This window comes from Catenulispora pinisilvae (genome assembly GCF_015356865.1).
GTDB classification, from domain to species: domain Bacteria; phylum Actinomycetota; class Actinomycetes; order Streptomycetales; family Catenulisporaceae; genus Catenulispora; species Catenulispora pinisilvae.
On record NZ_JAAFZA010000099.1, the window covers coordinates 1 to 20,469 of the forward strand.

Below are 20,469 nucleotides of genomic sequence, written 5' to 3' on the forward strand. Positions count from 1 at the left end.
GGGTTGAGGCGGGGACGGCGGCTTCGGGAGCCGTCTGGATCTGTGGTTCGGCCATGTGTCGACGGTAGGTTGGGCGCCGCTGGTTGCCGCGCGGTTCGATGGTCATGCAGGTGGGGAATCCGGACAGGTTATGCGCTCGGCCCGATCATGTGGAAGTGGGGCGGGGGCACTGGACGCGGTCGGAGACCTTGAACCGGTGCCCAACCGGTACCGAACCGGCGCCACCGTCTAAGCTATGCACTTAGGTAAGCCTAACTATGGAGGTGTCCTTCGTGGCACGCACACGCCATCCCTTCATCGTGCGCCGCACGGAACGCCTGAACGACCACCTGATCCGGGTGCACCTCGGCGGTCCGGGTTTCACGACCTTCCAACCCAGCGAGTTCACCGACTCCTACGTCAAGCTGCTGTTCCCCGCGCCGGACGGCGAGGTCACGCGCACCTACACCGTCCGCGCGGTCGACACCGCGGCGCAGACCATCGCGATCGACTTCGTCTATCACGGCGACGAGGGCGTGGCCGGGCCCTGGGCGGCGGCCGCTCAGCCGGGCGACGAGATCGGCCTGTTCGGTCCCGGTGGGGCCTACGCGCCGCGCGCCGACGCGGACTGGCACCTGCTGGCCGGGGACATGTCGGCGCTGCCGGCGATCTCCGCCGCGTGCGCCGCTCTTCCGGCGGCCGCCGTGGGTCGGGTGTTCGTCGAGGTCGCCGGGCCCGCTGACGAACTCGACTTCGCCCGGCCCGAAGGCGTGGAGCTCACGTGGATCCACAGCGACGGCACCGCGCCCGGGGAGGCGCTGGCCAAGGCCGTGCGCGCGGAGCCGTGGCGCGACGGGCTGGTGCACGTCTTCATCCACGGCGAGGCGCAGGCGGTCATGCACGACCTGCGGCCGTACGTCCGCAAGGAGCACGGGGTGGCGGCCGACTGGGCGTCGATCTCCGGCTACTGGCGGCGCGGGCGCACGGAGGAGGGCTTCCGGCAGTGGAAGCGCGACCTCGCCGAGCGCGAGGAGGCGCCGGTCGGGTAGTTCGCGGAGTCGCAGCGCTGCCTGGCTTGAGCCGGGCCGGGCCATTAGGTGCTTTCTCTGGTTACTAATGCCATCCACCTCTCTGAAGTGCTCGTTCTACGATCAGTGCGCCGTACTGACGGCGTTGACATCGAACGAGTCCCAAGGAGAGAGCAATGGCTCAGCAGAACGGACCGATATCCCAGCAACCGCAAGCGCTCCCGGAATCCGCACGGGGGCGGCTTGCGCAGTCGCAGCAGGGCCGGCCCTGCTTCACGTCCGATTTGTCAGTGAACGAATTCGTGCTCGCCACCCAGGCCGGGTTCATGCCCGTGGGGCTGGTGATGGGGACGAGCATCTACCACATCGGCTTGCAGCCGGCCCGGTGGAACACCAGTCAGGAGCTGACGGTGTTGACGCAGGCGATGTACACGGCGCGCGAGTTGGCGATGGCCCGGATGGAAGCCGAGGCCGACATGCTGGGCGCGGACGGGGTCATCGGGGTGGAGGTGCGGGCCCGGCGGTACGTGTTCTCCTCGGAGATCATGGAGTTCGTCGCGATCGGGACCGCGGTGAAGGCGGAGAACACCAACGTCTCGCTGCGGACGCCGGCCGGGCGGCCGTTCACCTCGCACCTGTCCGGGCAGGACTTCTGGACGCTGTGGCAGCACGGGTGGGTGCCGCGGGCGCTGGTGTTGGGGACGTGCGTCTATCACGTCGCGCACCTGACGTTCCGGCAGACGTTGCAGGCCTCGGGGCAGAACACGGAGCTGGGGACTTATACACAGGCTGTGTACGACGCGCGCGAGATCGCGATGGCGCGCATGCAGTACGAGGGAAGCCAGGTCGGGGCGGACGGCATCGTCGGGGTCGTGGTACACGAGAACGACTGGGTGTGGGGCGAGCACGGGATCGAGTTCTTCGCGATGGGGACTGCGGTCAGCAGGCTGCACCCGGATGCGGCGCCGGTGTCGCCGCAGATGACGATGCCGCTTTCGGGCTGAGGCCGGGGCACCGGGGGCACGGGGGGCACTGACGGGTCGGCAGGTGAGTCAGCCGCATCGTTACGGAGGATGATGCGGCGCCCTGATTGAGTCAGGCCAGCTAGCGCGCCGCTAGCGGAGTCGTCCACTCCAACTGCCGAGCCAACTCGTCATCGCTGAGCGCCGCCGGCCGTCCGCCCGCACCGTCCCTCGCCGGCGGGCGGCCGGCGCTCAGCGCGGCGCTGGCCGCGATGTTGTCCTCGACCCGGGGCCGGCGGACGCGCTCGTAATAGGCGAGCGCATCCGACATGCTCGGCCTGTCGCGCAGCGCCTTGGCCAGGATGACCGCGTCCTCCATCGCCATCGAGGCGCCTTGCCCGGTGGCCGGAGAAGCGGCGTGCGCGGCGTCGCCGATGATCAGCGCCCGCAAGGTGTGCCAGGGGAGCCCGAGAGGGAGGTCGACCGCGTTGGTCACCATGAGCTGATCGCTGGTGGCCGCGATGATGGCCGCGGCCGGGGTGTCGTCGGGTTCGACGAGCGGGAGCAGGTGATCGCGCCATTGCGCCGACGTCGTGGTGGCGATCTCGTCGGCGGTGGCGCGCGGGCCGGTGACGCGTGCGAACCAGTAGGTCTCGCCGGTCGGGGAACAGGCCGCGCCGAAAGCGGTCGCGCTGCCGCGGATCATGGTGATCTGTTCGGTGTCCTTGGCCCGGGGTGCTTCGGTGGTGTAGCCGTAGAAGACCTTCTGCCCGGCGTAGCGCGGCTCGGCCGGGCTGATCAGCGACCGCACCGTCGAGTTCAGTCCGTCGGCCCCGATGAGGAGGTTGCCGCTCGCGGTGCGGCCGTCGGCGAACGTCGCCGTGACGCCGGCTGCGTCCTCAGTAAGGGAACTGAGACGCGCGCCGTGGTTGATCGGGATTCCCCGACGCCGCACCTCCTGTTGCAGCGCCACGGCGAGATCGGCGCGCCGTAGACAGCGGAAGCGGGTCAGCGGATCGTCGCGCTCGCCCAGCGGGGTGTCGGCGAGCGTGGCGCCGGTGGCGTCGAGCAGCCGGAGTCCGGTCAGCGGGAAGCCGAGTCCGGCGGCGACCTGCGCGGCCCCGAGTTGCCCCAAAGCACGCATCCCGTTGCCGGCCAAGGTGAGGAAAGCGCCCAGGTCCTCGCCGTTGTCCGGGTGTGCCTCGTAGACGGCGGCCTCGAAGCCCGCCTTGTGCAGGGCCAGGGCGGCGGCCGACCCGGCGATGCCGCCGCCGATGATCAGAATGCGCATACCGTTGGCCCGCTTCCACCGGATTCGTTCGCTGGCCCCGATCGTAGCGGCTTGTTCGGGTGCGAATGTCAGGGGGCGCGGTTGAGTTTGACGAGCGGCATGAACAGCTCGTCCACGATCGCGAGGATGCGTTCGGCGGGGATCGGCTTGTGCGTCATCAGCAACTCGTGGCGCATGAGGTCGAAGGGCATGGTCAGAACCGCCGCCGGGGTGGTGGCCAGGTTGATCTCGCCGCGTTCCTGCGCCCGGGCGAAGATGTCCTGCGACCAGCTGGATCCGGGGGTCAGCACCTTCTCGCGCACCTCGGCGGGGGTGAGGCCGGCGCTGGTCAGCAGGCCGGAGAAGGTGGCGCTCACGACGGTCGCGAATCCGACGCGGGCGGCGTGGGAGGCGGTGAGGATGGCGATCATGTCGTCGCGCAGGTTGCCGGTGTCGGGGATGTCGACGGGGTGGGTCGTGCCGTAGTGCCGGATGGCGGCCAGGACCAGGTCGTCCTTGTTGGGCCAGCGGCGGTAGAGGACCGCCACGCCGGTCTTGGCCCGGGTCGCGATGGACTCCATCGTGAGCTTGGCGAAGCCGACGTCGACCAGCTCCTGCCAGGCGGAGTCCAGGATGGCGGTCTCCAGCTCTTCGCCGCGTCGCCGTTGGCGGGGGTGGGTCTGCTGCGCCTGGTCAGTCACGGTCGCCAGTTTAGCGGCTCGCCGGAAATAAGAGAGGCTTCCATTTCTTAGCGGAGCGGTCTACTCTCGTTAAGAGAAGGATTCATCTCTTAAATGGAGGGGGCATCATGACGGCGGCAACGACGACGGCAGCGGCGGCGACAGAACCTGAGGGCGGGGGGAAGCTGGATCCGGCGGTGGTCAAGACCGCTCTGATCCTCATCGTCGGGGCGATGGCCGTGGTCTTCGACACCACGATCGTCAGCGTCGCGCTGCGCACGCTCTCGGTGAAGCTGGACACCTCGGTCTCGACGATCCAGTGGGTGGCCACCGGCTATCTGCTGGCGCTCGGCATCGCGGTGCCGCTCAGCACGTGGGGGTTGCAGCGCTTCGGGGGCAAACGGCTGTGGATGTTCTCGCTGGCGGTGTTCCTCGTCGGCTCGGTGGGGGCCAGCCTGGCGTGGAACGTCGGCGCGCTCATCGGGTGGCGGGTGGTGCAGGGCATCGGGGGCGGGCTGATGCTCCCGGTGATGACCACGCTGATCTTCCAGGCGGCCGGGGGCAAGTCGCTCGGGCGGCTCGTCACCTACGTCGCGCTGCCGGCGCTGCTCGGGCCGATCCTCGGGCCGGTGATCGGCGGTGCGATTCTGACGCACCTTTCGTGGCGGTACATGTTCTGGGTGAACGTGCCCTTCTGCGTCGTCGGCATGCTGCTCGCCTGGCGGTACCTCAAGATCGACGGGGAGGGGAGCGGCGGGGCCGGCGCGAGTGGCGGGAGCCAGGAGGCAGCCGCGACGGTCCCGGCGGCCGCGCCGACTGCGGCAGTCAAGCCGAAGCTCGACGTGTTCGGGCTCGCGCTGCTCGCACCGGGCACGTCGGCCGTGCTGCTGGGCCTGGCCAACGCGGGCACGGGGTCCGGGTTCGGGCACGCCAACGTGATCATCCCGCTCGTCATCGGCGTCGTGCTGCTGGTCGCGTTCGTCGGCTATGCGCTGCGCAAGAGCAGCCCGCTGGTCGAGATCCGGCTGCTCGCAAAGCGATCCGTCGCCTCTTCCAGCTCCGTGCTGTTCTTCTCGGGCTTCTCCTTGTACGGCGCGATGCTGCTGATGCCGCTGTACTACCAGGAGGTCCGTGGGGCCACGGCGCTGTCCGCGGGCCTCATGCTCGTCCCGCAGGGAGTGGGCACGCTGTTGTCGCGGACCGTGGCCGGCGGCGTCATCGACCGGTTCGGCGCGCGCGTCATCGCCTCGGCCGGCTTCGCGGTCGTCGCGCTGGCGACGATCCCGTTCGCCCTGGCCGGGCCGCACACCAACGAGTGGCAGCTCGCCGCGTGGATGGTCGTGCGCGGGTTCGGCCTCGGGGCCGTGACGATGCCGGTGATGGTCGCCGGGTACGTCGGGCTGACCAAGCAGGAGATCCCGCATTCCAGCGTGCTGACAAGGACCGCGCAGCAGATCGGCGGCTCGTTCGGCACCGCGGTGCTGGCGGTGATCCTTCAGGGCGGCATCGCCGCGCATCCGACCGCACCGGCGAACGCGTTCCACGCGGCGTTCTGGTGGTCGGCGGGCTTCTCGGCCGTCGCGGTGCTGTTGTCTGTGACGCTTCCAGGAGTAGCGAGGACGCCCAGTGGCCGCGACGGAGCTTAGGCTGGTGGGGTGCGTACGCGACCGACGTTGACTTGGGAGCCGACCGGCGAGTTCTTCGCCCGCACGACGAGGCTGGACGCCATGGTGGAACTGGTGGCGGACTGCGGGGTCGTGGTGCTGAGCGGGGCGGGGTTGTCCACGGAGTCCGGGATCCCGGACTACCGCGGGGAGTCCGGGGCGTTGCGAAAGCACACGCCGATGACCTTCGAGGACTTCGTGGGCAGCGCCGAGGCGCGCCAGCGGTACTGGGCGCGGAGCCACCTCGGGTGGCGGGCGATGGCCGGGGCGCAGCCCAACGTCGGGCACCGCGCGGTCGCCGCGCTGCGGGCCTCGGGCCACGTCGGCGGGGTGATCACGCAGAACGTGGACGGTCTGCACCAGGCGGCGGGGACGCCGCCGGAGGTGGTGGATCTGCACGGCAGCCTGGATCGCGTCGTCTGCCTCACCTGCGGGACGCTCAGCGCGCGCACCGAGTTGGAGCGGCGGCTGAACGAGGCCAACCCGGTGTTCGACGGGGTCGCCGCCCGGATCAACCCGGACGGGGACGTGGACCTCGACGAGGACGCGGTGCTGCGGTTCCGGTCGGTGGACTGCGATTCGTGCGGCGACGGGGTGCTGAAACCGGACGTGGTGTTCTTCGGCGAGAACGTGCCGAAGTCGCGCGTCGACCGGTGCAACGAGTTGGTGGACGGCGCGGCGGCGCTGCTGGTGCTGGGCTCGTCCTTGACGGTGATGTCGGGGCTGCGGTTCGTGCGGCGCGCGGCCGAGGCGGGCAAGCCGGTGGTGATCGTCAACAAGGGGGCGACGCGGGGCGACCGCTATGCGTCGGCCCGGATCGAGGCGCCGTTGGGAGCGGCGCTCGTGGAGCTGGTGGGACTGGTGGGAGCGGAACCGGTGACCGGTTAGGTTCCCAGGTCCAGGTCCAGGTCCAGGTAGGAACGAGTGCGGGTTGCGGTGTCTGGTCGTGCGGTCAGGTTCGTCCGGTCAGGGGCGCGTGGGGGACACCGCTGCGACGTAGCGCGGGGCGTGGCTGGGCCAGGAGTGGTGGGCCTCGAACGTGGCGCGCGCGGCGGCGGCGATCTCGGCCCGGGCCGACGGGGCGTCCTTGAGGAAGGCGGCCAGGGAGTCGGCGAAGGCGCGGGTGGTCATGTCAGTGGCCTGGTAGGCGTGGCCGGCGGTCAGACGGGTGTTCTCGCGCAGGGGACGCAACGCGATCGGGATGCCGCGGGCCATGGCGTGGGTGACCTTGTTCATCGCGCAGAAGTGGTTGAACGGGTTGTCGGGGTCGGGGACGGCCATCGCGTCGATGCCGCTGAGGAACGCGTCGACGGCGCCCGGGCCGAGCCAGCCGCGGAAGGTGACCAGCGGATCCAGGCCCAGGCGGGTGGCGTGCGTGCGGGCCGCGGGCAGGGCGGGGCCGTCGCCGGCGACTTCGACGCGGAAGCCGGTGACGCCGTCGGTGCGCAGCAGGGCCACGGCGTCCAGGAGATCGGTCAGGCCGTCTTGTTCGCCGATCACGCCCAGGTAGCCGATGACGAGATCCGCAGGGTTCGCCGGTACCTCCTCGGCCGCGGTTGCCTCAGCAGTGGTCGTGTTGGTGTCGGGAGCGGGAGCTGCGGGCTCCCGCGCCGGCACCTCAGCAGTGCGGATGATCAGCGCGCCGCGTCCGTACCGCCGCAGAATCCGCGCCCGCTGCTCCTCGCTCGGCGTCAGCACGACGTCCGCGGTGGTGATCATGCGGTGCTCGGCGGCCAGGAAGAGAGGTGTCAGCCTGCTGAATCCGGCGCGCGAAGCGGCCAGGACCGGGACCACGTCCCGCTGGTCGTACACCGTGCGGATCCCGTTGCGCCGGGCCCACCACGCGAGCGGGAAGAGCAGGTCCGGCGGGTTGCCGATCTGGAGCATGCGGTGGGTGGTGCGGGACGTGCCCAGGGCGCGCCGGGCTGCCGCGGCGGCCGCGGAGGCGGTCCACAGCCCCTCGGCCGCGGTGGCGAGCGGGCCCTGGCCCTCGAAGGAACGGAAGCGGACGACGTCGATGCCGTCGATCCGCTCGCGCCCGGCCCGGCGCCCGCGGATCGCCGGGCAGATCACCGTGACCCGTGCCCCGTCGTCCCGCAACGCAAGGGCCTGAGACCACGCGCGCTGGTCGTCGGGTACCGGCAGATTGAGCAGTACCAGGACAGCGTGCGGTGCTTGTGCGCGTTCGGTCATGACGGCCCCACCCCCTGTGAGCGGGGCTACCCATGAATCAGGACCCTGACACTTCGATCAAGCTCCTCTGCTGGTGTCGTCCCGCTGCCAGGTCCGGAAGTCCTTGGCGCGTACCGCGCGCCGGGCCCGCAGTTTGGTCGCGACCGTGACGGCGAGGAACCACGCGACCTTCGGCACGTTGCGCACCGGCGCGGCCGAGGCGATCGCGCGCAGATCGGACAGCGACGTGCGGGCCGTGCCGGACGCCGAGGTCAGCGCCGGATCGTCGGCGGCCTGGAGCGTCGAGACCAGGGCGCGGGTCCGGATCCGCAGCAGCGCGCCGAGCGTCCGCGGCGGATGGACGACCACGGTGGCCTCCGCCACCACCCGGCGCCGGTCGGGTTCGAAGAGCAGCGAGGCGGCCAGGTCGTCGCCGAGCAGGGGCGGCAAGGCGCGCAGCCGCTCGCAGCCCTCGCGCGAGAGCCCCACCACGCCGCGCCCGAACAGCCCGGCGCGTACCACCGGCAACTCGTCCCACACGTCGTAGAACCACCGCACGGTCCACGGCAGGCGCTTGGCCGGCATCGCCCGTGACGGACCGACCGCCAGGACGCCCGGATCGTCGAACGCGGCGGCCAGCGCGCGGACATCGCGTGATCCCAGTTCTACGTCCGCGTCTACATACAGGCGCGGAAACCGTTGCGCGTGTTCGTCCGCCAGCCGCATCGCGGCGTGCTTGTCCGCCCGCGGAGTTATCAGCACTTTGACGTCGCCGAACGCCGCGGCGATCTCCGCCGTGTCGTCGGCGCAGCCGTTGGCGACGACCCAGATCTCGAATTCCCCCGGTGCGGCGTCGGCCAGCAGTCCGCTGAGCAGACGTCCGACCACGTTCGCCTCATTGTGCGCGGGGATGACCACGGACACCATGACTGGCCAGTATCGCACCGGAACCCGCACGCGTCATGTCAGCGTTCTGATGCTCTTGTGGGGATGTTTCCTCACTTGGGAGGATGGCCACGTGAGCCGACCTAGGATCTTGGTCATGGTTTCCGCGGGTTGGTTCCCGCCCTACCTCGAAGAGGTCGCCGCGCAGGCGGAGGCCGGGACGCGTCCGAAGGTGTGGCTCTATGACCTGCCGTACGACCTGACCGTGCTGGACCAGCGCTTCGTGACCGGGCCTTCGAGGGTGCGCCGGGCGCTCTACCGCAGACTGCCGCTTCCGCTGGCCTTCGCCGTCGAGGCGTTCCGGGTGCGCAAGCGGTACGACGCGATCTTCGCGTGGGGCGCCGAGGCGGCGAGCCTGCCGCTGGCTCTGGCCTTGCGGTTCACCCGAGGCCGGACGCGGACGCCGCTCGTCGTGTTGTACAGCTGGATCTCCTCCGGGGCCAAGGCGAAGCTGCTGCGGTTGGCGTGGCCGGGAATCAAGGCACTGGTTCTCCCGCCGTCGGCGCAGGCCGAGTTCGCCGTCAAGCAGCTCGGGGTGCCCACGGAGCGGATCACGTCGCCGAAGTGGGTCGTGGACACCGGGTTCTGGAATCCGGAGCTGGTCGATCCGCAGCCGGCTGAACCGAGGGCGGGCGATCCGAAGCCAGATGATCAGGACACTGTGATGATCTGCTCGGCCGGCCGCGAGATGCGGGACTTCGCCACCCTGATCGCCGCGCTCGACGGCACCGGCGTCCGCTGCCACATCGCCGGCTCGCTGGTCGCGGGCATGGACGATCGGTGGCGTGCCGAACTCGGCGATCGCGGCGAGCGCGTCGGGCTGCCGGAGGGCGTCACCTTCGGGCCGCTGACGCCGGTGGAGATGCGCGATCTCTATGCGCGGTCGCGCTTCGTGGTGCTCCCGCTGCATCCCAGCGACACCGACCACGGGATCAGCTGCATGATCGAGGCTTTCGCGATGGGGCGTGCGGTGGTCTGCACCCGATTTGACGGGCAGCGGGACGCGTTGGAGGAAGGCGTCAACGGGGTCTTCGTGCCGGCGCACGACGCGGCGGCGCTGCGTACGGCGATCCTGGAGTTGATCGCGGATCCGGAGCGGGCTGCCGCGATGGGGCGTGCGGCGCGGCGGGCGGCGGAGGCGGAGTTCGGGATGGCGCGGTGGGTGGCGGCGCTGACGGAGGTGCTTGATGCAGCCGTCGGCTGAGGGCTTGCCCGCCGAGGATCTGGCGACCGAGGCAATGTCGACCGAGGCAATGTCGACCGAGGAAATATCGGCTGAGGACGTGTCGGCGCAGGAGCTGCCCGGGGCCGTGCTGGTCGTCGTCACCTGGAACAGCGCCGATGTCCTGCCGGGGCTGCTGGAATCGCTGGCCTTCGGCATGGTCGGGCTGCGCTGGCGACTGGTGGTCGCCGACAACGACTCCGCCGATGGGACGGCTGACCTTGTGCGGACGGAAGCGCCGGACGCGCTGCTGGTCCAGACCGGGCGTAATGCCGGCTACGCCGCCGCGATCAATGCGGCGCTCGATGCGGTCGGCCCCCTGGATAAGGGGACTGACGCGGTGCTGGTCTGCAACCCGGATATCCGTATGGAGCCGGGGTGCGGGGCAGCGCTGGTGCGTGGACTGGAGCGGTCGGGGACGGGGATCACCGCGCCGGCGCTGTTCGACGGCGACGGCCGGATGATCAGGACCTTGCGACGCGAGCCGAGCCCGCTGCGGCTGTTGGGCGAGATGGTTCTGGGGGCGCATCGTTCCGGACGGTTCGCGGCGCTCGGGGAGCAGGTGGCCGATCCGCACGCGTACTCCGGGCCGACGCGGGCGGACTGGGTGGCCGGGTCGCTGATGGCGTTGTCGCGGGAGTGCGTTGAGGCGTGCGGGCCGTGGGACGAGTCCTTCTTCCTCTATTCGGAGGAGACGGAGTACGCCTTGCGCGCTCGGAGCTGTGGGTTCGCGACCCGGCTGGCGCCGGATGCGGTCGCGGTCCACCTGGAGGGTGAGGCCGCGGTTTCGCCGAGGCTGTGGACGTTGCTGACGGTGAACCGGGTGCGGCTGTATCGGCGGACGCATGGCGCGGTCGCCGTCGCGGCGTTCTGGAGTGCGTTGGTGTTGCGGGAGGGGTCGCGGGCGCTGTTGGGGCGGGCTAGTAGTCGGGCGGCGGTGCGGGCTTTGGTGAGTCCGGCTCGCATGCGGGCCAAGCCAGGCCCCTGACGTCAGCCGCGCTTCTTCAGCGCGGCTCGGAGGGTGCGGGCGGCGACGGCGCGTGCGGCCTCGGCGGCGGCGAGGGCCAGGCCGCCGATGCCCGAGGTCAGTCGGAGAGCCGAGCGGCTGAACGCCAGCGGTTCGAAGTCTCCTTCTCTGAGCGCGTCCTCGACCGTCATGCGGGTCGCGGGGCCGGCCAACGTCAGCTCCATCGCCAGAGGGAAGAACTGGCGGGCGCCGTGGAAGTCGAGTGCCACGAAGGGCGGGAGGCCCAGGTTCCGGGCGTAGGCGCGGGCTTCGCGGTTCGGGGCCCAGCCGTCGTACTTGCGGTTCCAGATCTCGACGGCGGTCAGATCCTTGGCCCAGGCCGGGTCGAAGCGGCGCCAGGCGTTGCGGCGCCAGGGGTGGGCGAAGACGGCGATGCCGTTCGCCTCGCGGGTGTGGGTCAGGACGTCGGCTATGTCAGGGGTTTGGCTGAGGAACGGGACGTCGCCCCACACCGGGATGTGGACGACGTTGTCGGCGTCGTTGTACTCCAGGCCGGGGACGACGAGGACGCCGTCTTGCGAGGCGGCGGCGCAGGCTTGCACATACTCGCTCCACTTGGCCGGCGTGAAGGTGCGGCTGTGCTCGCACATCAACAGGACGCTGCGACCGCGCTTGCGGAAGGCCGCGGCGAGGCGGTCGAGCGGCCAGGTGGCGTCGTCGGACCACTCGGAGTGCAGGTGGGCCACCGCGCGGACCTTGGTCACGATGCGCTCCGTTTCATGCGCTTCATGCGGGTCGTGGCGGTCATGCGGGCGGCTTGGGCGGCGAGGGTGGAGCGGGTGTCGCGCCAGAAGACGCGGTGTTCGCCGGGGCGGAGGTTGTACCAGCGGTCGGCGCGGGAGGGGCGCAGCGCGGCCAGGGTCGCGGCCCGGCCGGGCCAGGGGCCGGGGTAGTCGGCGATCGGGCCGCGCAGGACGGCGGCGAGGTGGATCAGCTCTCGGCCGAGGTGGCGGCAGAGGATGTGGGGCGGTTCGGGGTCGGGGGCTTCGGGAACGAAGGCCGGGTCGAGGGCTTGCTCGACGGCCCAGTCCGGATAGGCGAAGCCGCGGCGTGTCGCCAGGGCCATGCTGCCCCAGGGGCGGCCGTTGATCTCCATGAACCACGGGGTCCCGGCGCCGTCGCGGAGGAGTTCGAGCATGAACATGCCGCGCCAGCCGACGTTGGCGAGGAGCCTTTCGGCACGTCGGCGGACGTCCTCGTCGACCGGGACCGAGCGGCAGGCGCTGGAGGCCGAGCCGCGGGGATCGGCCATGCGGACGCGGCGGTGGGCGCTCCAGGCGCGGACGCCGTCGGGCGTCGCGAAGCCGAAGACGCCCTCGCCGGTGCCGGTGAGGTGCTGTTGGACCAGGACCGGGCCGGCGAGGGCTTCAGTGGCGCGGGCGATGTCGGCCTCGGTATTGGCGACGCGACCGCCGGGGCGTATCAGCTTATTGTCTTTCTCGACGGCGGCCAGCGCGGCTTTGACGATCCAGGGTCCGGTCTCGCTGTGCGCGGGAACCGCGAAGCCGACCTCAGCGGCAGCCTCGACTTGGAGGCGCTTGTCGAGAGCGAAGGCGGCCTCCTTGCCGGTGGGCCCGGCCACGCGCAGATCGGTGCGGTCCGCGACCCAGACGGCGAGGTCGTCGAGCGGGAGCACGACGGCGGTGCCGAGGCGGCGCGCGAGGTTGACGACGTCGGCGACGCAGGCCGCGGCATCCTCCTCGGGCGCGGTGACCGGCACGACGCGGACCCGGCGCGAGGCGGCGAGCGGCGGCGAGGTGCCGCGCCGGGCGAAGGCGAAGACCTCGTGGCCGGCGTCGGCCAGGGACCAGGCGGACTCGATCGCGGCGAAGGCGTCGGCGAAGCCGATGAGGACGCGGGTGCTCATGCGGGACGGCTCGCTTCCGCGGTGGGGGTGGATGGCGCGGCAAGACTGCGGAGACTGGTTGCCAGAGTGCAGCGGCCGATGCGCTGGACGGGCTGGCGGTGTGGTTGCGGAGGCTCGATCGCAGATAGTGTGCCCTGGCTCTGGCGACCGGCTGCGAGGCAGGAACTCGCAGCCCGCCTCATCGCCAGGCCTTCACCATCAGCACCGCGCGATCCAGCACCCGCCCCGAGGCGGTGCGCGGCGCCAGCATCCGCGCTCGCACCGATTCCGGGGTGTCCGCCGCCTCGACGCTGTAGCGCGGCTGCAACCAGCTCCCGCTGTGGGCGGGGCGGGCGTCGCTGGTGAACACCGTGCGGTAGCCGGCTGTGCGCAGTGATAGCAGGACCTTGCGGTTGTAGGCGCCGAAGGGGCAGGCGGCTGTGTCGACCGGGATGCCGATCGTGGTGGCGATGCGGGCGCGTGCGTCGTGGAGTTCGGTGTGCTGGTCTGCGGTGTTGTTGTGGGTCCAGGGGCGGTGGGCGGCGCCGTGGGTGCCGATTCCCATGCCGGCGGCGGCGAGGGCTCGCAGGGTGTCTTCGTCGAGGTTGCCGGGGGTGCCGAGGCGGTCGGCTATCGGGAAGAAGTCGGCTGTGAGGCCTCGTTCCTGGAGGGCCGGCAGGGCTATCGCGGCGTCGGAGGCGTTGCCGTCGTCGAAGCTCAGGCGGATGGTGTCGCGGTGGGCGGCGCACAGGTCCAGGACGCGGAGGAACGCCGATTCCGTGACCCAGTAACGGTGTTCGTCCGGTTCGCGCTCTGGGCCGTTCGGGTTGCCGATTCCGTGGAACGAGATGTTCCTCAGCTCTGTCCCGCTCACGCTGGTCCGCCCTCCTCGGCCGGCTGTCTGGCCGGCCCGTCCTTGTCCCACTGGGTGTAGAAGCTCGAAGGGTTCACCAGGTAGCGGACCGTCGGAACCGGCAGGTGCGTGATGTGGTGGCGGCGCGTGAAGCGGTACATCATCTCCCAGTCCTCGCGCGGCAGCAGGCCGATCGGCCGTGGCATGCGGCTGAAGGTCAGGGCGCGGGTGCGGATCGCCACGAAGGCGTTGCAGTCCAGGAACGAGTCCCACGATGCGCGCTTGCGGTCGAACGGGACCGACAGCACGTCAAGATCCGTGCCGTCGGGCAGCACGCGGTGCAACGCGGTGTAGACGCCCGCCAGGTTGGGGGAGTCTGCCAGGGCCTTGATGGCCAGGGCGAGATGGTCGGGCTCCCAGACGTTGTCGTCGTCCAGGAAGGCCACGTAGCGCGAGGCGGTCAGCCGCATCCCGACGTTGCGGACCAGGCCGAGGACGTGCGAGTTCGCGGACAGTGACACCGTGCGCAGCCGTGGGTCCGCCGGCAGGTCGGCCGCTTCCAGGCCGCCTCCGCCGTCGTCGACCACCACGACGACGAGATCCGACCACGTCTGCCCCAGTGCCGAACGCACCGCGGCGGCCAGTCCCTCGGGCCGTTTGTAGGTCGGGATGACCACCGCTGCCGAAGCGGACAAAAGCGGCGTCTCGCCGCGCAGTCGGCGCACTTCCCGATCTTCGAACCGACGCATGCGGAGCACACTCGGCCAATTCAGAGTTCTGTTTCGCCACTCGAAGATCACCTGCCAGCCGATCAGCTGGTTCGCGGTGTCCTTGCCCCAGCGCACCGGGTTTCGCGCCATCCCCATCCCCCCACTCCACCGGCCCGGCTGGGCTTAGGTGGTTGTCCCACAAGCGACCATGTCTGGACACAGTTCGTATAGCAGTAGAACGACGCTAAGTGTTAGCCATGATACTTCTCACGGACATCTCGCGCGAACTATCGCAGCCCACTACGATGCTGCACGTTCGACAGAGTTCGGGCAGTTACGCAACGGTCATAGCCGGGGTTGTGCGGGGCGGCTGGCATCGGGCAATGCGATGAGATTCCGTGGGGGGATTTCGGCATGGCGGTCGGGTCGGGCGTGGAACGTCAGGTTGTGCGGGTAAGACTCGCGCGGTCCTGGACGACGAGATATGGCAGACGTGCCAGTACGGCACTGCTATTGGCGATGGACTGGACGTGTGCGACGGCGGCCGCCTGGTTCGCGGTGCCGGTTCAGGACGACTGGCCGGTGCTGGTCGCCGTGCCGGTGGCGTGGGTCGGTGCGGCCGGTGCGCACCGGCTGTACGAGCGGCGGCACGTCGGGCCGGGCACCGAGGAGTACCACAGGATCCTGAGGGCGTGCCTGGCCGCGATGGCGGCGCTGGCGGCGCTGTGTGCGCTGGCGGCCCGTAACGACCGGCTGGTGCGCGGGGTGCTGCTCGCGGTGCCGACGGCGGCGGTCGGTTCGCTGGTGGCCCGCAAGGCACTGCGGGCGCTCCAGGCTCGGAACCCCGGGTGGGCCACCCGGTCGGCGCTGTTGGTCGGCAGCTCGATTCAGTGCTCGGCGATGGCCGAGATACTGCGCCGGGAGCGTTCAGCGTTGCGCGCGGTCGCGGCCCTGGAGGTCGCCGGGCCGGGCCAGGCGCCGCTGCCGACGCAGGGGATGGCCGGCATGAATGGTGCGACGGCCGCGAACGGCGCGGCGGGCGCCCAAGAGGCGTCGATGCCGCCGACGCCACCGCCGAATCCGTTGGACCCGCTCATCATCGGCACGCTGACCGCGCACGGCGGTCCCGCCGACGCCGAGCAGGTCGCGACGGCGTTGCAGGTGACCGGGTGCGAGGTCGTGGTGCTGATGCCCGGCCCGCATCTGGGTGCGGCGGCGCTGAGCGGGCTGGGCTGGCGGCTGGCGAGCGTGGGCGTGGACATTCTGGTCGCGCCGTTCCTGAGCGAGATCGCGCCGGCCCGGCTGGCCGTGCGGCGCGACGGCGGCGTGCCGCTGTTCCACATCCGCGCGCCGCGGGTGTCGCGTGGGGCCCAAATACCGAAGGAACTCGGCGAACGCGTGATGGCGGCGCTCGGTCTGGTGCTGCTGGCCCCGATCTTCCTGGCGGTGTCGCTGGCGATCCTGCTCGGCGACGGACGCCCGATCTACTTCCGGCAGGTGCGGGTGGGGCTGCGCGGGGAGCACTTCGTGCTCTACAAGTTCCGCACCATGGCGACCAACGCCGCGGCGGCGAAGCCGGAACTGGCGCATCTGAACGTGAACGCCGACGGGCTGCTGTTCAAGGCCCGGCGCGACCCGCGGGTGACGAAGGTCGGCGCGGTGCTGCGCCGGTACTCGCTGGACGAGCTGCCGCAGCTGCTGAACGTGGTGCGCGGCGACATGGCGCTGGTCGGGCCGCGTCCGCCACTGCCGGAGGAGGCCGCGAAGTACAGCGCGGAAGTGCGGCGCCGGCTGCTGGTCAAGCCGGGGCTGACCGGACTGTGGCAGGTGAGCGGCCGCTCCGATCTGGCGTGGGCGGACGCGGTCCGTCTGGACCTGGGATACGTCGAGAACTGGTCGTTGGGCCTGGACGCGGAGATCTTGCTGCGCACCGGCTCGGCCGTCGTCAAGGGTAAAGGAGCGTACTGAGATGTCGGGGGGAACGCGGGCCGCGGAGCGGCCGGGCATCGCGGTGGTCGGCGCCGGATACTGGGGGCCGAACCTCGTGCGGAACTTCATGGCCTCGCCGGACTGGGATCTGCGCTGGCTGTGCGATCTGGACACCGAGCGGGCCGAGAAGGTCGCGGCGCCCTATGCCAGCGTCCGGGTGACCGGCGTGCTGGACGAAGCGCTGGCCGATCCGCTGGTGCGGGCGGTGGCGATCGCCACACCGGCGCGGACGCATCGGGACGTGGCGTTGGCCGCGTTGCGGTCCGGGCGGCATGTGCTGGTCGAGAAGCCGTTGGCCGCCACCGAGGCCGAGGGGGCCGAACTGGTCGCCGAGGCGGAGAAGCGCGATCTGGTGCTGATGTGTGACCACACCTACTGCTACACCCCGGCCGCGCTGGCTATTAGGGACCTGATTCACTCCGGCGAGCTCGGCGAGGTCCACTTCGTCGACTCGGTGCGGATCAACCTGGGGTTGATCCAGCCGGATGTCGACGTGCTGTGGGACTTGGCACCGCATGACCTGTCGATCCTGGACTTCATCCTGCCGCCGAATCTGAAGCCGGTGGCGGTGGCGGCGACCGGTGCGGATCCGATCGGCGCGGGGCGGACTTGTGTCGCCTATCTGACGTTGGCGTTGTCGTCAGGGGCCATCGCGCACGGGCACGTGAACTGGCTCTCGCCGACCAAGGTGCGGACGACCATCGTCGGCGGCTCCAAGCGGACGCTGGTGTGGGACGACCTGAATCCGGCGCAGCGGGTCAGCGTCTTCGACCGGGGCGTGGACCTGGCCACCCCGGACGAGCTCGGCGCGGACCAGCGGCACGCGGCGTTGGTGTCGTACCGGATCGGCGACATGGTGGCGCCCGCGCTGATGGAGCGGGAGGCGTTGGCGGCGGCGGTCGAGGAGTTCGCGCGGGCGGTGCGGACCGGGACGCCGGCGGCCACGGACGGCCGTGCCGGTCTTCGAGTTCTGCGAATTCTGGAGGCCGCTTCGCGCAGCCTCGCCGAGAACGGAGCCCTCGTGGCTGTGGGAGACGACGCCTTGGAGGGCGAATGAAGGACACTGATGGCGGGCTCGTCGGGGCGGCGGTCGGGGCGGGGGCTGCCGGCCTGCCGGCTGCTGCGCAGGCGCCCGTCACGGCCGGCGCGGCCGGTGCGGCCGTCGACTTGGCGGGAAGCCGGGCGCTGGTCACCGGGGGCGCGGGGACGATCGGGTCGCATGTCGTGGACCGGTTGCTGGACGCCGGGTGCTCGTCGGTGGTCGTCCTGGACAACTTCGTGCGCGGTCGGCGGGCCAACCTGGCGGCGGCGCTGCCGAGCGGCCGGGTGCAGATCGTCGAGGGCGACATCGGGGATCGCGGGCTGCTCGCGGAGCTGACCGCGGGTACCGACTTGGTGTTCCATCTGGCGGCGATCCGGATCACGCAGTGTGCCGAGGAGCCGCGGCTGGCGAACGAGGTGCTGGTCGACGGGACGTTCAACGTGCTGGAGGCCGCGGCGGCGGCCGGGGTGCGCAAGGTGATCGCGTCGTCCTCGGCTTCGATTTACGGGCTGGCCGAGCAGTTCCCGACGGACGAGCGGCACCACCCCTACAACAACGACACCTTCTACGGCGCGGCGAAGGCGTTCAACGAGGCGATGCTGCGGAGCTTCCGGAGCATGTACGGACTCGACTATGTGGCGCTGCGGTACTTCAACGTCTACGGGCCGCGGATGGACATCCACGGGCTGTACACCGAGGTTCTGATCCGGTGGATGGAACGCATCGTGGCCGGCCAGCCGCCGCTGATCCTCGGCGACGGCACGCAGACGATGGACTTCGTGCACGTCGCCGACATCGCGCGGGCGAACGTGCTGGCGGCCGCGGCGGACGTCACCGACGAGGTGTTCAACGTGGCGTGCGGCGTCGAGACCAGCCTGAACGAGCTGGCGAAGACGCTGCTGGAAGTCATGGGCTCGGACCTGCCGGTGGAGTACGGCCCGCCGCGCGCCGTGAACGGCGTGACGCGGCGGCTGGCGGACACGGCGCGGGCCGCGGCGGGGCTGGGGTTCGTGGCGGAGATCGGCCTGCGCGAGGGGCTTGCGGATTTGGTGCAGTGGTGGCGGGCGGAGCAGCCGGCTGCTGTCGCACCGGGGCCGGGAGCGCCGGCGGCGGCGGGCCAGGCGACCAGCCTGGTGGCGGTCGCGGCCGAGCGGGCTGCGGCGGCGGCCAAGTCCGCGTCCGGGGCCGTGTCCGAGGCAGTGGCGTCGTGAGCACCACCGTGGCTACCGAGGCCGCGTCGCGCATTCCGGTGATGGTGCCGTGGCTCGGCGAGGAGGAGGCCGCTGCCGCCGCCGAGGCGGTGCGGTCCGGGTGGGTGGCGCAGGGGCCGAGGGTCGCAGAGTTCGAGCGTGCGTTCGCCGCGGAGGTCGGGGCCGCGCATGGAGTGGCTGTCAGCTCGGGGACCGCCGCGCTGCACCTCGGCCTGGTGGCGCTCGGGATCGGCGCCGCCGATGAAGTCGTCGTCCCCTCGCTGTCCTTCATCGCGACCGCGAACGCCGCGCGCTACGTCGGCGCGACCCCCGTCTTCGCCGACGTCGACCCGGCGATCGGAAACCTGACTACCGCGACCATCGAGGCGGCGCTGACCTCGCAGACCCGCGCCGTGATCCTCGTGCACCAAGGCGGCGTGCCGGCGGATCTGGACGCGATCCGGGCTCTGTGCGAGCACCACGGTCTGGCGTTGCTGGAAGACGCGGCGTGTGCCGCGGGCGCTCGCTATCGGGGCCGGCCGGTGGGAGTCGGTGCGCAGGTCGCGGCCTGGTCGTTCCATCCGCGCAAGTTGCTGACCACCGGCGAGGGCGGCATGGTCACCACCGACGACGCCGAGCGGGCGGCCCGCATGCGCCGGCTGCGCGAGCACGGCATGAACGTCTCGGCCGCCGAGCGGCACGCGAGCGCGAAGCCAGTGCTGGAGGCCTACCTGGAGACCGGCTTCAACTACCGGATGACCGACATCCAAGCGGCGGTCGGGCTGGTCCAGCTGCGGAAGTTGGCCGCGACGGTCGCGGAGCGGCGTGAGCTGGCGGCCCGGTATCAGCGCGAGCTGGCCGCTATTCCAGGGCTGATATCGATCTCAGACCCCGAATACGGCGAGACCAACTACCAGTCCTTCTGGGTGCGGCTCGACGACACGTTCCCAGTTGCCCGCGACGAGCTGCTGCTCAGGCTGTCCGAAGCCGGGGTCTCCGCACGTCGCGGCATCATGGCCGCGCACCTGGAGCCCGCCTACGCGGACGTCAGCACTCCGAGCCTGCCGGCCACCGAAGCCCTGAGCCTGAACTCGCTGATCCTGCCGGTGTTCCACGGCATGACCGAGGCGCAGCAAGACCGAGTGGTCGCCGTCCTTAAGGCGGCGATACATGGCTGACCTGGCTGCTACCGGACCACCGTGGTCGCGGATCGCGGTGGCCGGAGCTGGTGGCTTCGGCCGCGAGACCGCCGACGCCCTGCGCGATCTGTACCCGGACTCGGACCTCTTCGCCGGATTCCTCGACGACGCCCTGCCCGAGCTGCTGATCGCGGACAAGGTCCTGGGTCCGATCGACCTGATCCACGAGCTGCCAGATCTGCGACTCGTGGTCTGCGTCGGGAACCCGCGCGACTACCTCTCCCGAGCCGCGATCGTCGAGCGCCTGAGCCTGCCGGAATCGCGTTACGCGACCGTCGTCCATCGCGGAGCCCACGTATCGCAGACCTCGACGGTAGGCGTCGGATCGGTGCTGCTGGCCGGTGCCGTCCTGACCGCCGACGCGACGGTCGGCCGCCACGTGGCGGTGATGCCGCAGGTCGTGGTGACCCACGACGTCGTGGTCGGCGACTACGCGACCTTGGCGTCCGGCGTGAAGCTGGGCGGCGGTGTGGCGGTCGGCGAGGGCGCCTACCTCGGGGCCGGGGCGTTGGTGCGCGAGGGTGTGCGCATCGGGGCCTGGGCACAGGTCGGCATGGGTTCGGTCGTGCTTCGGGACGTACCGGACGGCGAGGTGTGGGTCGGCAATCCGGCCGGCAAACTCCGCGACGCCGCGTTTCCGGACCTCCTGGCCCGGCGAGCGGTGCTTTGACCACCCGACCATCGGCCTCAC

19 protein-coding genes are annotated in these 20,469 nt (G+C 70.9%); 11 read left to right on the forward strand and 8 right to left on the reverse strand.

Annotation, left to right across the window (positions count from 1 at the left end):
• Positions 1-272 precede the first annotated feature (272 nt).
• Both IZR01_RS25370 and IZR01_RS25375 read left to right on the forward strand, forming a co-directional pair.
• Positions 273-1,028: a siderophore-interacting protein gene (locus IZR01_RS25370; protein ID WP_323747091.1), complete on the forward strand. Its 756-nt coding sequence runs from the start codon at positions 273-275 to the stop codon at positions 1,026-1,028.
• A gap of 155 nt (positions 1,029-1,183) precedes the next feature.
• A complete protein-coding gene (locus IZR01_RS25375; protein ID WP_194925302.1) occupies positions 1,184-2,011 on the forward strand; it encodes a heavy metal-binding domain-containing protein in 828 nt (275 codons plus the stop codon).
• Between the two features lie 100 nt (positions 2,012-2,111).
• Here IZR01_RS25375 and IZR01_RS25380 read toward each other — a convergent pair whose 3' ends face one another.
• Together IZR01_RS25380 and IZR01_RS25385 are read right to left on the reverse strand one after the other, a co-directional pair.
• Positions 2,112-3,260, reverse strand: coding sequence for an FAD-dependent monooxygenase (locus IZR01_RS25380; protein WP_194925303.1), 1,149 nt, complete (start codon positions 3,258-3,260; stop codon positions 2,112-2,114).
• A gap of 68 nt (positions 3,261-3,328) precedes the next feature.
• A complete protein-coding gene (locus IZR01_RS25385; RefSeq protein WP_194899027.1) occupies positions 3,329-3,940 on the reverse strand; it encodes a TetR/AcrR family transcriptional regulator in 612 nt (203 codons plus the stop codon).
• Positions 3,941-4,047: 107 nt separating this feature from the next.
• Here IZR01_RS25385 and IZR01_RS25390 point away from each other — a divergent pair, with 107 nt between their 5' ends.
• Both IZR01_RS25390 and IZR01_RS25395 read left to right on the forward strand, forming a co-directional pair.
• Positions 4,048-5,565: an MDR family MFS transporter gene (locus IZR01_RS25390; RefSeq protein WP_194925304.1), complete on the forward strand. Its 1,518-nt coding sequence runs from the start codon at positions 4,048-4,050 to the stop codon at positions 5,563-5,565.
• Between the two features lie 9 nt (positions 5,566-5,574).
• Complete coding sequence (locus IZR01_RS25395) at positions 5,575-6,471, forward strand: NAD-dependent protein deacetylase (protein WP_194925305.1); 897 nt, start codon at positions 5,575-5,577, stop codon at positions 6,469-6,471.
• Between the two features lie 78 nt (positions 6,472-6,549).
• On the opposite strand, the gene IZR01_RS25400 is transcribed toward IZR01_RS25395, so the two are convergent.
• A complete protein-coding gene (locus IZR01_RS25400; RefSeq protein ID WP_194925306.1) occupies positions 6,550-7,776 on the reverse strand; it encodes a glycosyltransferase in 1,227 nt (408 codons plus the stop codon).
• A 57-nt stretch (positions 7,777-7,833) separates the two neighbouring features.
• A complete protein-coding gene (locus IZR01_RS25405; protein WP_194925307.1) occupies positions 7,834-8,682 on the reverse strand; it encodes a glycosyltransferase family 2 protein in 849 nt (282 codons plus the stop codon).
• 115 nt (positions 8,683-8,797) lie between these two features.
• Here IZR01_RS25405 and IZR01_RS25410 point away from each other — a divergent pair, with 115 nt between their 5' ends.
• The gene (locus tag IZR01_RS25410) at positions 8,798-9,904 is read left to right on the forward strand and encodes a glycosyltransferase family 4 protein (protein WP_194925308.1); all 1,107 of its coding nucleotides are present in this window, start codon (positions 8,798-8,800) and stop codon (positions 9,902-9,904) included.
• Positions 9,888-10,910, forward strand: coding sequence for a glycosyltransferase family 2 protein (locus tag IZR01_RS25415; protein ID WP_228560206.1), 1,023 nt, complete (start codon positions 9,888-9,890; stop codon positions 10,908-10,910). Before IZR01_RS25410 ends, IZR01_RS25415 begins: the two co-directional genes overlap by 17 nt.
• 2 nt (positions 10,911-10,912) lie before the next feature.
• On the opposite strand, the gene IZR01_RS25420 is transcribed toward IZR01_RS25415, so the two are convergent.
• The 4 genes from IZR01_RS25420 to IZR01_RS25435 form a co-directional block, all read right to left on the reverse strand.
• Positions 10,913-11,653, reverse strand: coding sequence for a PHP domain-containing protein (locus IZR01_RS25420; RefSeq protein WP_194897967.1), 741 nt, complete (start codon positions 11,651-11,653; stop codon positions 10,913-10,915).
• Positions 11,650-12,816 carry an ATP-grasp domain-containing protein gene (locus IZR01_RS25425; protein ID WP_194925309.1) on the reverse strand — a complete coding sequence of 389 codons (1,167 nt, stop codon included), beginning with the start codon at positions 12,814-12,816 and terminating at the stop codon, positions 11,650-11,652. Before IZR01_RS25425 ends, IZR01_RS25420 begins: the two co-directional genes overlap by 4 nt.
• Positions 12,817-12,994: 178 nt before the next feature.
• Positions 12,995-13,669 carry a polysaccharide deacetylase family protein gene (locus IZR01_RS25430; protein ID WP_194925310.1) on the reverse strand — a complete coding sequence of 225 codons (675 nt, stop codon included), beginning with the start codon at positions 13,667-13,669 and terminating at the stop codon, positions 12,995-12,997.
• Positions 13,666-14,514: a glycosyltransferase family 2 protein gene (locus IZR01_RS25435; protein ID WP_228560208.1), complete on the reverse strand. Its 849-nt coding sequence runs from the start codon at positions 14,512-14,514 to the stop codon at positions 13,666-13,668. The genes IZR01_RS25430 and IZR01_RS25435 overlap by 4 nt, the downstream gene beginning before the upstream one ends.
• A gap of 363 nt (positions 14,515-14,877) precedes the next feature.
• Between IZR01_RS25435 and IZR01_RS25440 the strand changes: the two genes are divergently transcribed.
• From IZR01_RS25440 to IZR01_RS25460, 5 genes are read left to right on the forward strand one after another with little or no spacing between them, the layout of a single operon-like run.
• Positions 14,878-16,326, forward strand: a complete 1,449-nt coding sequence (locus tag IZR01_RS25440; RefSeq protein ID WP_194897970.1) for a sugar transferase — start codon at positions 14,878-14,880, stop codon at positions 16,324-16,326.
• A 1-nt stretch (position 16,327) separates the two neighbouring features.
• Complete coding sequence (locus IZR01_RS25445) at positions 16,328-17,404, forward strand: Gfo/Idh/MocA family protein (protein ID WP_194897971.1); 1,077 nt, start codon at positions 16,328-16,330, stop codon at positions 17,402-17,404.
• Entirely contained in the window at positions 17,401-18,600 is a 1,200-nt protein-coding gene (locus tag IZR01_RS25450) for an NAD-dependent epimerase/dehydratase family protein (protein ID WP_194897972.1), read from the forward strand. The genes IZR01_RS25445 and IZR01_RS25450 overlap by 4 nt, the downstream gene beginning before the upstream one ends.
• A gap of 41 nt (positions 18,601-18,641) precedes the next feature.
• Complete coding sequence (locus IZR01_RS25455) at positions 18,642-19,757, forward strand: DegT/DnrJ/EryC1/StrS family aminotransferase (protein WP_194925321.1); 1,116 nt, start codon at positions 18,642-18,644, stop codon at positions 19,755-19,757.
• Positions 19,750-20,448, forward strand: coding sequence for a NeuD/PglB/VioB family sugar acetyltransferase (locus tag IZR01_RS25460; protein WP_194897973.1), 699 nt, complete (start codon positions 19,750-19,752; stop codon positions 20,446-20,448). The genes IZR01_RS25455 and IZR01_RS25460 overlap by 8 nt, the downstream gene beginning before the upstream one ends.
• The last annotated feature ends 21 nt before the right edge of the window (positions 20,449-20,469 follow it).